This window comes from Cryobacterium sp. TMT2-18-2 (genome assembly GCF_004402245.1).
GTDB classification, from domain to species: domain Bacteria; phylum Actinomycetota; class Actinomycetes; order Actinomycetales; family Microbacteriaceae; genus Cryobacterium; species Cryobacterium sandaracinum.
In genome coordinates this window covers 1-10,560 of sequence record NZ_SOFU01000031.1, presented here as the reverse complement: position 1 = coordinate 10,560, position 10,560 = coordinate 1, and the positions used below count along the sequence as shown (strand labels likewise).

Here is a 10,560-nt window from a genome sequence, read left to right as displayed (position 1 = left end):
GTGTTCCGGGTCGACCCGGCCGACCCCGCGCCCGAACGTGATGACGTGCCGAACGAGTTCGCCGAACGCGGCGTTCTTGCATGGGCAGATACCTTCGCGAGCGTCTGATGTCCGGCACCGCGCTGGACCGCAACGCGATCATCATCGGCCTCCGTGATCTCGTCGCCGAGCTTCGTAATTCGGGTGAGGTGGCCGGCATCCGGCTCGTGGGCGGTGCGGCACTCGCCCTGTGCTACTTCGATCGGGGGACCACGCAGGACCTGGATGTCCTTCACGTCCGCCCCGGCTCGGACGATTCCGTCGCTGCCGCCGCCGAACGAGTCGCACTGAAGCATGGGTGGGACGCGAAGTGGCTGAACTTCGAGGTCACGAAGGCCGACGCCGTCCCGACCCTCGGCCGCGTCGTCGAGTGGGAGACAATTTACGATGAGGACGGCATCGTTTGACTAAAGCTCTCGTTGACGTCGGCTTCGAGTCCGCCGGTGAAAGCCCAGAGGGCCATCAGCACCGGTGGACCCGCGGCGATGCCACCATCGACGTCCTCATCGCAGAGCACGTCGGTGAGAAGGCCGCAGCACGACGAGGAGTCACAGGAGGCACCCCCCTGGAAGCCCGAGGATCCAACCGAGCAATCGACCGGGCTGAGCTGGTCACCGTCAACCATGATGAACGCCAGGCCCAGATCTGGCGGCCGAACCTTTTTGAGCTGACGCGGGGCTTCGACCTGAGGATGCCTGATCGCACGCCATCAGAGCCTGCTGGGGCGGTTCTCAAGATGATGTTAGCGTCGAAGTCGCCGATACCGTCAGGAGTTCCAATGACCGACGCCCTACCCGTCACTTTCACTGCAGGCGATGCTGGCCAGTGGAGTATTGATCGCATCATCGCGGTGACCGGTGACGGGCTCCCCGCCGCCGCGCGTCTGCTGATTCGCGAAGGAGCGGCAGAGGATGAATCATGGTTGTCGGGGTCATCGGCCACGGATGCCCCGGGGTGGACCCTGCGCGGCACCGTTAGTCATCAGCGTTACACGACCGCTGCCGAACTGGCCGAGCTGACGGCGCGGTCACCGGCTCTGGGCCGACCCGGCGCGACCGTCGCCTCCTTTATCCCCATCTCCAAGTCAAAGGAGTGGTGGGAACTGGCCCAAGACGAACGCCGGCAGATTTTCGAGGAAACCAGTCACCACATCCGACGTTCCATGAACTCGCTGCCAGCTGTGGCCCGGCGGCTCCATCACAGCCGTGATGGGGGTGGGCCGTTCGATTTTTTGACCTGGTTTGAGTACGCGCCCGAAAGTGTCGCGGATTTCGACGAGCTGCTCGATGAGTTGCGGAGCACCGAGGAATGGATCTTCGTCGAACGCGAGGTCGAGGTGCGCTTGTCGTTCGGTTCGCAGTGACGAGCGCCCGATGCCGGTCAGTTCACCGCAGATGATGAGCAACGGGCGAGAATGTCCCTCCGGTTCTGGCCTTGGCGTGGTGTCCGGTGGCTGGGGCGTTGGTGGGTCGCTAGTTGCTCCGGGACGGTCCCAGTTCTGGAGCCGGCGGGGCTGCGGGCGGTGAGGCCACCCACCCGGACACAAAGTCATCGTCGTAGAGGGATTCCCAGCCGGGGTTCTTCGCTATGGGTATGTATGTCTGGGCGTGGGCGTCGGCGTTGAGCCAGTCGCCACCCCGCCCCCGGTTGTCGGCGATCTCGAGGGCGTACTCAAGCGCTCGGGAAGAGGGACGAATCTCAGCGTCGATATCGTCGGTGAGACCACGATCATGGATGTATCGAAGGGACAATGCGGCGCCTCCAATGAAGTAGACACCGGTGCTCAAACCGTCTCCCTGCAGACGTTGGATAAGGTCCCGGAGGTCACGTCCCGTATTCGAAGGCCTGAGCGTTGCGCCTGTTTTTCGCTGTGTCGAAGGACACGGAAGGCTGGCTGCAGATCTTGTCGGCGAAGTCGGGCACGTCTTCTCCGTCGACCGCGGGGCGGGCCTTGTCCGTCACGGTCTTGAGCAGTTCCCGCAGTGGACAGGTCTTGGTGGGGCTGGGGCCGAGGGCAGGGCAGCGCAGCACGACGCGGCCTTTCGCGTCGGGTTTCTCTCTGACGTGGAGTTGAAATGTTGTACGGCTCTTGATGCGCTCCCGGTAAGTCGCAGTGTCGATGATGTTGCCCAAGAGTTCCTTGGTCGCGTTTTGAAGCGGCTCAGGAGTGGCGGGGCAGTAGGTTCCGCCTTCTCTGAAGAAGGCGCCGTGGTCTCCACCTTGGGCGCCCAAGTGGTCGACGCGGTAGTCAGTGGATGGCGTGAATCCTTCGCTGAGTGCATCGTCATGGAGGCGGTCCGTCGTGGAGTTCGCCCAGTACTGCGTGTCGGCGTCTCCAACTCCAGGCGCCAACCCGAGGGCTTTGGTCGCCCTCATCAAGGAGACGGCTTCTTCGGCGACGCGGGCGTTGGGCAGGCTCATCGTTGCAGCGACGGCCAGTCCGGGAAGCCGGTGCTGCCCGGGGGTTTGGGAGTCGACGCGGACGACGATATTGATTTCCCGGCCCCACCGGAACTTTGCGAGTCCGGCTTTCTTGTTTGGAGTAGTGCTGTCGGTTTCCCCTGTGGGCGCGTCGATGCGTTCACCGGTCGTGACGTGCCAGCCGGCGAAGGCATCGACCGGACCAGGCTTGAGGGTACTCTGGCATCGCCCAGTCCGCTTGCACGTGGCGTGGAGGGATCGAGGCGTTCCAGGTCTCGCTCCAGCGCGGCGGACAACGCAGTCGTGAAGGTCGTCAGCACAATTCGTGGCGTCGGCTTCTCCGAGGCAAGGGCGTGAGCTCGATGAATGAGCACAACCGTCTTCCCTGTCCCGGCGCCACCGGAGAGGCAGAAGGCATTGTTGTAGGCCTTCGTAGCGAACACCCGCCAGGCGCCGAAGTCGCCTCCTTCGATCACGCGCCTTAGCTCCTCGTCGTTTTTCGATGAGTGCGAACTGCATGGGTGCCGAGCTACCAGCCGTACATTCATCCACCGAATTGCTCGAGGCGCGACAACATTCCACCGCGGATGCGCCATCCTATCTGTCCTGTGGCATCAAGATGCGGCCATCGGGGTCCTGCTACGCATGTGAGAACCGCGGGAGTACGAGTGGTTGCAGCTGAACCGTTCCGCGGAGGGCGTTGAGGTCATTGTTCGACAGTGGCAGCTTCGGTGGCACCAGGTGGGGTGGGTTCCCTTTAAACGGAACCGTTGCACCGCTCAGTGCCGATGGTCGCGAGAGCAGTGAGAGCGTGCGTAGCTGCTTCCTCTGAACTTGCGGGGCCGATTAGCCCGAGTAGCCGCCGCCTGTAGTCCTCGCCGAGTAACAGGCTGAAGAGTGCTTCGGCGCTTGAGGAGACTTCCTGACCCCATTCGGCCTGCATGAGGTTAGCGAGACGAGTGATGTGACGCAGGTCACCGTTCTCATAGAGGATTCTGGCCAACTCTGGGAATCTGAGCGACTCTGCGATCACCAGGCGGTGCAGCCCGATCATCTCGGCCGAGTGCAAGCGGAGGACGATTCGCGTCGCGAGCGACGCCAAGGTGTCGTGCGCCGGGATATCTCCGCTGACCGTAGCAGCCAGACGTCGTTGCATCTCGGTGAATACCCCGGCTTTGTTGCCGCAATAGCTGTAGAGAGTGCGCTTGGTGACGCGGGCTGCGGCGGCGAGCTGATCCATCGTGGTGTTGCCGAACCCGTGCTCGAGGAAGACCGGCAGCGCGGCCTCCAGAATCTGGGTGCGACGTTCCACACGCTCGATTTGGGTCGGTCGACCACGTTTGCGAACAGGGTGCGTGGTGTGCAGCGACTCCATGGTTGGCCCTTCTGCGCTCCGGATCTATGAATCGACGGTACTACGGCGATATAATGACACTAGTACGTATCATTTAATAGTAGACACCCTCCACCCCACAAGGGGAGAGGAAAAGGAGTTCTCCGATGACCGCTCACACGCGGATGCCGCGGAAACCGACCGCGCGCAAACCCGCCCCGACCGTGGAACCGCCAGCATCCCCGGCCCCCACCCCGTCGAGCACGCACGCCGGCCCTCCGGCGCCCGGCGACGACCAGTTGGTCGAGTTCTACCGCAGGATGATGCTCATCCGACGATTTGAGGAGCGCGCGGCCCGCGCATACACTCAGGCGCTCGTTGGCGGCTACTGCCACCTCAACCTCGGAGAGGAAGCGGCGGTCGTTGGCCTGATGGCGGCGCTGGAACCCACCGACTACCTCTTTACCAACTACCGCGAGCACGGCTACGCGATCGCCCGCGGCATTGACCCGAACCGGGTGATGGCTGAGCTCTTCGGCCGTGTTGACGGGGTCTCTAAGGGGTGGGGTGGATCCATGCACATGTTCGACATGGAGAAACGAATGCTCGGCGGCTACGGTATCGTCGGCGGCCAGCTTCCGCTGGCCACGGGTGCGGCTCTTGCTATCGACTACCGCGACGGCCAGGAGATCGTGCTCTGCACCATGGGCGACGGCACGACCAACATCGGCGCCTTCCATGAATCGCTCAACATTGCGGCGCTCTGGAACCTGCCGATCGTCTATGTCGTGATCAACAACCGCCTCGGCATGGCGACGACGGTCGATAAGGCCTCGGCGGAGCCGGAACTCTACAAGCGAGCATCCGCGTACCGGATGGCCTCGGAGCGCGTCGACGGGCTCGACCCGCTGGCCGTGTTCGAGGCGGCACAGCGTGCCGTGGTTTCCGCCCGGGCCGGCAAGCCGTTCCTGCTCGAGGTGATGACCGAGAGGCTGCGTGGGCATTCCGTGGTTGACCCGGCGAAGTACCGCACCGCCGAGGAGATGAGCCTGGTCAAGGAACGCGATCCCGTTCCAGCCTTCGCCGCACGGCTCCTCTCCGACGGGCTGCTCGATCACGAGGCCCTCATCGCCATCGACGAGCAGGCAACGGCCCGCGCGAGCGAGGCCGCGGCGTTCGCCGAGAACAGCTCGTTCCCCGACGTGTCGACGCTGTTCGACTACACCTACGCCACCCCGGTGCCCAACGACTCTCGCCGGCTGCCCGGCGAACCGCTCTACAAACCGGCACCTCTGCCCGAGCTAGGAACAAACCCATGAGCATCATCACTTACCGCCAAGCGCTGCACGACACGATCCGCGAGGAGATGCGGCGTGACGAAAACGTGTTCCTGATGGGCGAGGAGATCGGTCTCTTCGAGGGCGCATACAAGATCACGGCAGGCATGCTCGACGAGTTCGGAGAAAAGCGTGTGCGCGACACCGCGATCGCCGAGGAGGGCTTCACGGGCGCTGCGATCGGCGCGGCCATGCTCGGGTTGCGACCCGTGGTCGAGATCATGACGATCAACTTCTCCCTTCTTGCCCTCGACCAGATTGTCAACCACGCGGCCAAGATCTATGGCATGTTCGGCGGCCAGGCCAGGGTGCCCTTGGTTATTCGTACCCCGGGCGGTGGCGGGCAGCAGCTCGGCGCAACGCACTCTCAGAATATCGAGCTGTACTACGCCTTCGTGCCCGGAATGAAAGTCGTCGCCCCCAGCACGCCCGCGGACGCCAAGGCGCTCATGCTCGCCGCGATCCGAGACGATGACCCCGTACTATTCCTCGAAAACCTGTCCCTCTACAACACCAAGGGCGAGGTACCCGACGGCGATACCCCCGCGGTGATCGGTAAAGCCGCTGTTACCCGGCCTGGGCGTGACCTCACCCTCATCGGCTATTCACGGATGGCGTGGGTCGCCGCCCAGGTTGCCGAGCAGCTGGCGCACTCCGAGGGTCTCGATATCGAGGTGATCGACCTGCGCAGCCTGCGCCCCCTCGACCGCGAGACGATCGTGGAATCGGTCAAGAAGACCCATGCGGCCGTCGTGCTCGAAGATGACTGGCTCACCTACGGTATCGGCGCCGAAATCGCCGCGACTATCTCCGATGGAGCCTTCGACTATCTGGACGCGCCTGTGCGGCGGGTGGCGATGGCGGAGGTTCCCCTTCCCTACTCAAAACCACTGGAGACGGCCGCGTTGCCGTCAGCGGATGACGTCATCGGCGCCATCCGCCAGACTCTCGACGCCGTCGGCCACCGCCGCAACCCGATGGGTAACAACTCATGATCGAAATCACCATGCCCCGCCTCTCCGACACTATGGAAGAAGGCGCTATCGCGATCTGGCACAAGCAACCAGGCGACAGAGTCGAGATCGGCGACCTGCTCGTCGAGATCGAGACCGACAAAGCCACCATGGAATTCGAGGCCTACGAGGCCGGCACTCTGATCAAACAACTCGTGCCCGAGGGCGAGCAGGCCACGATCGGAACGCCGATTGCTTTACTCGACGATGGCAAGCAGGTAGCCCCGGCCGCGGCCATCGCCGCGGTCGCCGCTCCCGCGGCCTCTGAACCCGCAGCCGTGCCGACTGCTCCCGAATCCCAGCCGATTCCGTCGACGACTGCGGTACAGGACGACGGCCCGCGATTGTTCGCATCTCCGCTCGTGCGCAAGCTGGCCCGTGAGAACAATCTCGACCTCAGCCAGTTGCGTGGCACCGGTCCCGGCGGCCGTATCATCCGTTCCGATACCGACGAACTGCTCGCCCACCCGGCTGCCGTGACTGCCGGCGCTGGCGAGCCAACCGCGCGCGACGAGGCACCCGGAGTGGCCGGTGCAACACCGCCGGCACCGGCCGGAGCGCCCGGCCCATCGGCCGAGCCCGTTCCGCCCGTCGATGACAAGCGCGGCTCCGACGCGGTTCCGCTCAGTAATATGCGCCGCGTCATCGCCCGACGCTTGGGAGAGAGCGCCCGGAACATTCCGCACTTCTATGTCACGGCGGTCGCCGATGCCGAGAACCTCGTTAACCTGCGCACCGAATTGAACGCGCAGCTCGTCGAAGCGGGCCGGCCGAAGATCAGCGTCAACGACCTACTGATTCGGGCCAGTGCGCTTGCATTGCGGGAGCATCCGCTAGTCAACGCGTCTTACATTGATGACGCCAGCGGCGAGATGCTTGTGCACAATCGGGTCAACGTCGGTGTGGCGGTTGCGTCCGAGAATGGGCTCGTCGTTCCCGTGATTGAGAACGCAGACCAGAAGACAGTCAGCCAGCTCGGAGCCGAGACCCGTCACCTCGTGTCGCTGGCGAATGCGAAGAAGCTCACTCCCGACCAGATGTCCGGTGGCACCTTCACGATCAGCAACCTCGGTATGTTCGGGGCCGAGCAGTTCACGGCGATCATCAATCCGCCCGAAGGCGCAATTCTCGCGGTCGGCGGCACGGCACGGGAGGCCGTCGTCGTTGGCGACGAGATTCTCCCGCGACACCGGATGCGTTACACGCTGTCCGCGGACCATCGCATCATCGACGGCGCCCTCGCCGCGCAGTTTCTACAAACGTTGACTCGTCTGATTGAGAACCCGTGGACGATCATTGCATGACCGGTAACTATCCAGACCGACAAGGAAGGAGGTGACGATATGCAAAAGGTTTCGTTGGCGGCACTCGCCCGGATTGAGCTGGAACTGGCGGTCCGCGCCCCGAGCGGGCGGAGCGCCAGAACGGTGTTCGGAGGTCACGAGCATCAGCTTCGGCAGACTTTGATGGCGTTACGCGCCGGAGAGAGTCTCTCGGAGCACGAGAATCCGGGAGAGGCGACTCTGCACGTGCTGGAGGGACGGGTGCTTCTGCGAGCGGGGGAAACATCATGGAATGGTTCGGCGGACGATCTGATGACCATCCCGGATGGGTTGCATTCGGTGGACGCCCTTGAGGACAGCGTGATCTTGCTTACTGTTGTCAAGAGACGGACACCTCAGGAAACGGTCGAGTCAAGCGCTAGCCGACCGAGCCGAGTCCCGTGGACAGGAAAGACCAGATAGGCGGGATGTCGTGGACCAGTGGCTTATATGGCGTTTCACCGAGTACTGACGATCGGTCACTCCACTCGTGATTTTGATGAAGTACTCGCGATGCTGCGTTCGAATGGGGTGACCGAACTGGTTGACGTGCGTTCGTTTCCGTCATCTCGAAAATTTCCGCAGTGGAACCAAAGCGCGATCAAAGACGCGCTACCCGCACATGTCGGGTACCGATGGATCCGGGAACTCGGCGGCCGCAGGCACACGCCGGCTGGTGTGACGAGTCCGAACACCGCGTGGCGGGTCAAGGCGTTCCGTGACTACGCCGACTACATGGCGACCGAGGAGTTCAGTTCCGGGCTTGCTGAATTGCTTCGGATCGCGAACGAGTCGGTGCCCGCGATCATGTGCAGCGAGGCCGTGCCGTGGCGGTGTCACCGGCGCCTGATCACCGACGCGCTCATCGTCGCGGGGTTGGAGGTATTCGACATAATGTCAATCACGTCGACCCGGCGCGCAAGTTTGACCGCGTTCGCGCGGGTGCAAGACGGAGAGATCAGCTATCCCGGATCGGGAGGAGAGTGAACATGGACGTGGCAGCGGAAGTTCGCACAGTCGTAGTGGCGCTCCCTACGGGTTGCGTCGCAACCTACGGTGAGATCAAGCGTGCACTCGGAATCGGCCCCCGGCAGGCAGACGACCGCGTTGATCTGGCCACGATCCACGCCGTGGGCACGGATGGTCATTAGTGAACGAGTTTGACGCGGTTAGACAATCCCTGGTCGACGACGAGGGCAATGCCACCATGCGGCAGCAAGGGTGGCAGCCCCTGTATACCGCGTCTGCCAACGCCAGGATCGTGGTGATTGGGCAGGCACCCGGGCGCAGGGCGCAGTCGAGCGGTGTGCCGTGGGACGATGCTAGCGGGAAGAATCTGATCGATTGGCTCGGTGTCACTGAGGAACAATTCCGAAATCCGAATCTGTTCTCCTTACTCCCGATGGATTTCTACTACCCAGGGGCGGGCCGTAGCGGAGATCTACCACCTCGGAAGGGTTTCGCCGATCGGTGGCATCCACCGCTGCTCGCACTGATGCCCGACATCCGGCTGACCCTTCTGATCGGCCGGTACGCACAGATGCGCTATCTGCCGTCGGCACGGCACGACACACTCACAGATACGGTGCGCAACTATCGGCGATTCATGCCGCAGCAGTTTCCGCTCGTGCACCCGTCGCCCTTGAATTTCCGGTGGAAGACGAAGAACCCGTGGTTCGCCACCGATGTGCTCCCAGAGCTGCGCACGCACGTCCGCGCCGCGCTCGACTATACGGTCACGCGCGAGCTGTCGACGCAGTCTGGAAGGAACCCCGAGCACCCCGACAGGGAATGTGAGAATCGATGAAGCGAACGCATCACGTTTGCTTCAGTGCGCCGTCTTTGTGTATGGCGGTGTGATCTTGGCGCTGTCGCTCTAGCCACGGGGTGGCAACCCGTGTAAAAGCTCGGTGAAGACGTCGTCGGCATCATCCCACGTGGCGAGCGGGCCGGCTTGACCAGCCCATAGTGACACGAGGTCACCGATGTTGCGGCGGCTTGCGGCGGTGCGGAACTGCCCGGTGAGCCAGTTCTGCACGGGGAAGGGCGCGATGTGTGTGGTGTCGGAATCAATGGTGCGGATGGCGCGGTTGGGTATTCCTCGAGCGAGCCGGCCGCTCATCGACCGGGTGAGGACTGTGCCGTGTGCCGGCGTGGACGTGATCGCCAACCGGTGCGCCTCGGTGGCGGCCGACTGGCGGGCGCAGAGAAACGCGGTGCCGACCTGGACGCCTGCGGCGCCGAGCGCGTGTGCGGCGGCCACCCCTCGACGGTCCGCGATGCCGCCTGCTGCGATGACTGGAACGGTAACAGCGTCGACGACCTGAGGTACCAGTGCGAATGTGCCCACGAGTGAGTCTTCGGCGGCGTCGATGAAGGACACACGGTGGCCGGCAGCCTCCGCCCCGGAGGCGATTACGGCATCAACGCCGCCGCGCTCCAACGCGATCGCTTCATCGACGGTTGTTGCGGTGCCGAGGATGACGATTCCGTAGCGGTGGGCGGCATCGACGATTTCGGCCGGCGGAACCCCGTAGACGAAACTGACCACCGCCGGGCGTGCTGTGAGAACCGCATCGATCTGCTCCGAAAACGACGGTAGGTATCGGTCCGGTCGTTGCGGTGGTTCGATGTCGAGTTCGACGAAGAGAGGTTTGAGGGCGTCGAGCGCTGCTGAGAATTCGGCGTGTGAGTCGGCGGGGGAGGGTTCGCCGGGAAGAGGCAGCCAGAGGTTCACGGCGAATGGGCTCGCTGTCAGGTGGCGCAGCTCCTGGATGGTCGAGAAGATGCGCTCTCCGCTGTACCCATAAAGTCCGTAAGACCCAAGACCACCCCGGTCGCTCACGAGACTGGTGAGTTGGATTGACGACAGGCCACCGAACGCGCCGAGAACGATCGGTGCTTGCACACCGAGTAACTGAGTAAGTTTCTGTGTCACGGTTTCTCCCCTGGACGGATGCCGATCGTCAGATCCGGTGAGACCCTTGGTCACGTCCCGCGGAGTGGTGGAGTTTCTCGACACCGTGCGGGTCAGTGGTTCCAGTTTAGGCGGCGGCGAGTTCGGGGAGTATCACCGCCTCGTCGAGGACTTCGAT

13 protein-coding genes are annotated in these 10,560 nt (G+C 63.4%); 7 read left to right on the top strand and 6 right to left on the bottom strand.

Going from position 1 to position 10,560, the window contains the following annotated elements; translation table 11 throughout:
* The first annotated feature begins 80 nt into the window (after positions 1-80).
* Positions 81-446: a hypothetical protein gene (locus E3O22_RS10005; RefSeq protein WP_134394829.1), complete on the top strand. Its 366-nt coding sequence runs from the start codon at positions 81-83 to the stop codon at positions 444-446.
* On the opposite strand, the gene E3O22_RS10000 is transcribed toward E3O22_RS10005, so the two are convergent.
* Complete coding sequence (locus E3O22_RS10000; RefSeq protein WP_134394830.1) at positions 422-664, bottom strand: hypothetical protein; 243 nt, start codon at positions 662-664, stop codon at positions 422-424. The two genes, E3O22_RS10005 and E3O22_RS10000, sit on opposite strands and share 25 nt — an antisense overlap.
* Before the next feature lie 153 nt (positions 665-817).
* Between E3O22_RS10000 and E3O22_RS09995 the strand changes: the two genes are divergently transcribed.
* Positions 818-1,402, top strand: a complete 585-nt coding sequence (locus E3O22_RS09995) for a chlorite dismutase family protein (RefSeq protein ID WP_134394831.1) — start codon at positions 818-820, stop codon at positions 1,400-1,402.
* A gap of 109 nt (positions 1,403-1,511) precedes the next feature.
* Here the strand turns inward: E3O22_RS09995 and E3O22_RS09990 are convergent, their stop codons facing one another.
* The 4 genes from E3O22_RS09990 to E3O22_RS09975 form a co-directional block, all read right to left on the bottom strand.
* The gene (locus tag E3O22_RS09990) at positions 1,512-1,826 is read right to left on the bottom strand and encodes a hypothetical protein (protein ID WP_134394832.1); all 315 of its coding nucleotides are present in this window, start codon (positions 1,824-1,826) and stop codon (positions 1,512-1,514) included.
* 37 nt (positions 1,827-1,863) lie between these two features.
* The gene (locus E3O22_RS09985) at positions 1,864-2,460 is read right to left on the bottom strand and encodes a hypothetical protein (protein ID WP_134394833.1); all 597 of its coding nucleotides are present in this window, start codon (positions 2,458-2,460) and stop codon (positions 1,864-1,866) included.
* The gene (locus E3O22_RS16745) at positions 2,457-3,008 is read right to left on the bottom strand and encodes a UvrD-helicase domain-containing protein (protein WP_174722057.1); all 552 of its coding nucleotides are present in this window, start codon (positions 3,006-3,008) and stop codon (positions 2,457-2,459) included. Before E3O22_RS16745 ends, E3O22_RS09985 begins: the two co-directional genes overlap by 4 nt.
* Positions 3,009-3,217: 209 nt before the next feature.
* Positions 3,218-3,835: a TetR/AcrR family transcriptional regulator gene (locus tag E3O22_RS09975; protein ID WP_134394835.1), complete on the bottom strand. Its 618-nt coding sequence runs from the start codon at positions 3,833-3,835 to the stop codon at positions 3,218-3,220.
* A gap of 125 nt (positions 3,836-3,960) precedes the next feature.
* On the opposite strand from E3O22_RS09975, the gene pdhA reads away from it, so the two are divergent.
* The 5 genes from pdhA to E3O22_RS09940 all read left to right on the top strand — a co-directional run bounded on the left by pdhA (position 3,961) and on the right by E3O22_RS09940 (position 9,272).
* Entirely contained in the window at positions 3,961-5,112 is a 1,152-nt protein-coding gene (pdhA, locus tag E3O22_RS09970; RefSeq protein WP_134394836.1) for a pyruvate dehydrogenase (acetyl-transferring) E1 component subunit alpha, read from the top strand.
* Positions 5,109-6,125, top strand: a complete 1,017-nt coding sequence (locus E3O22_RS09965; RefSeq protein ID WP_134394837.1) for an alpha-ketoacid dehydrogenase subunit beta — start codon at positions 5,109-5,111, stop codon at positions 6,123-6,125. The genes pdhA and E3O22_RS09965 overlap by 4 nt, the downstream gene beginning before the upstream one ends.
* On the top strand, positions 6,122-7,447 hold the full coding sequence (locus E3O22_RS09960; protein ID WP_174722056.1) for a dihydrolipoamide acetyltransferase family protein: 1,326 nt from the start codon (positions 6,122-6,124) through the stop codon (positions 7,445-7,447). The genes E3O22_RS09965 and E3O22_RS09960 overlap by 4 nt, the downstream gene beginning before the upstream one ends.
* 468 nt (positions 7,448-7,915) lie before the next feature.
* Positions 7,916-8,452: a DUF488 family protein gene (locus tag E3O22_RS09950; RefSeq protein WP_134394840.1), complete on the top strand. Its 537-nt coding sequence runs from the start codon at positions 7,916-7,918 to the stop codon at positions 8,450-8,452.
* A gap of 163 nt (positions 8,453-8,615) precedes the next feature.
* Positions 8,616-9,272, top strand: a complete 657-nt coding sequence (locus tag E3O22_RS09940; protein WP_241973252.1) for a uracil-DNA glycosylase family protein — start codon at positions 8,616-8,618, stop codon at positions 9,270-9,272.
* A 69-nt stretch (positions 9,273-9,341) separates the two neighbouring features.
* On the opposite strand, the gene E3O22_RS09935 is transcribed toward E3O22_RS09940, so the two are convergent.
* A complete protein-coding gene (locus E3O22_RS09935) occupies positions 9,342-10,403 on the bottom strand; it encodes a DUF561 domain-containing protein (RefSeq protein ID WP_134394838.1) in 1,062 nt (353 codons plus the stop codon).
* Positions 10,404-10,560 lie beyond the last annotated feature (157 nt).

What these genes read in the sequence shown, in the direction of transcription:
- E3O22_RS09950 (WP_134394840.1), top strand. Translation starts at nt 7,916, where the DNA reads ATGGCGTTTCACCGAGTACTGACGATCGGTCACTCCACTCGTGATTTT.
- E3O22_RS09965 (WP_134394837.1), top strand. Translation starts at nt 5,109, where the DNA reads ATGAGCATCATCACTTACCGCCAAGCGCTGCACGACACGATCCGCGAG.
- E3O22_RS09975 (WP_134394835.1), bottom strand. Translation starts at nt 3,835, where the DNA reads ATGGAGTCGCTGCACACCACGCACCCTGTTCGCAAACGTGGTCGACCG.
- E3O22_RS16745 (WP_174722057.1), bottom strand. Translation starts at nt 3,008, where the DNA reads ATGAATGTACGGCTGGTAGCTCGGCACCCATGCAGTTCGCACTCATCG.
- pdhA (WP_134394836.1), top strand. Translation starts at nt 3,961, where the DNA reads ATGACCGCTCACACGCGGATGCCGCGGAAACCGACCGCGCGCAAACCC.
- E3O22_RS10000 (WP_134394830.1), bottom strand. Translation starts at nt 664, where the DNA reads ATGGTTGACGGTGACCAGCTCAGCCCGGTCGATTGCTCGGTTGGATCC.
- E3O22_RS09995 (WP_134394831.1), top strand. Translation starts at nt 818, where the DNA reads ATGACCGACGCCCTACCCGTCACTTTCACTGCAGGCGATGCTGGCCAG.
- E3O22_RS09960 (WP_174722056.1), top strand. Translation starts at nt 6,122, where the DNA reads ATGATCGAAATCACCATGCCCCGCCTCTCCGACACTATGGAAGAAGGC.
- E3O22_RS09985 (WP_134394833.1), bottom strand. Translation starts at nt 2,460, where the DNA reads ATGAGCCTGCCCAACGCCCGCGTCGCCGAAGAAGCCGTCTCCTTGATG.
- E3O22_RS10005 (WP_134394829.1), top strand. Translation starts at nt 81, where the DNA reads ATGGGCAGATACCTTCGCGAGCGTCTGATGTCCGGCACCGCGCTGGAC.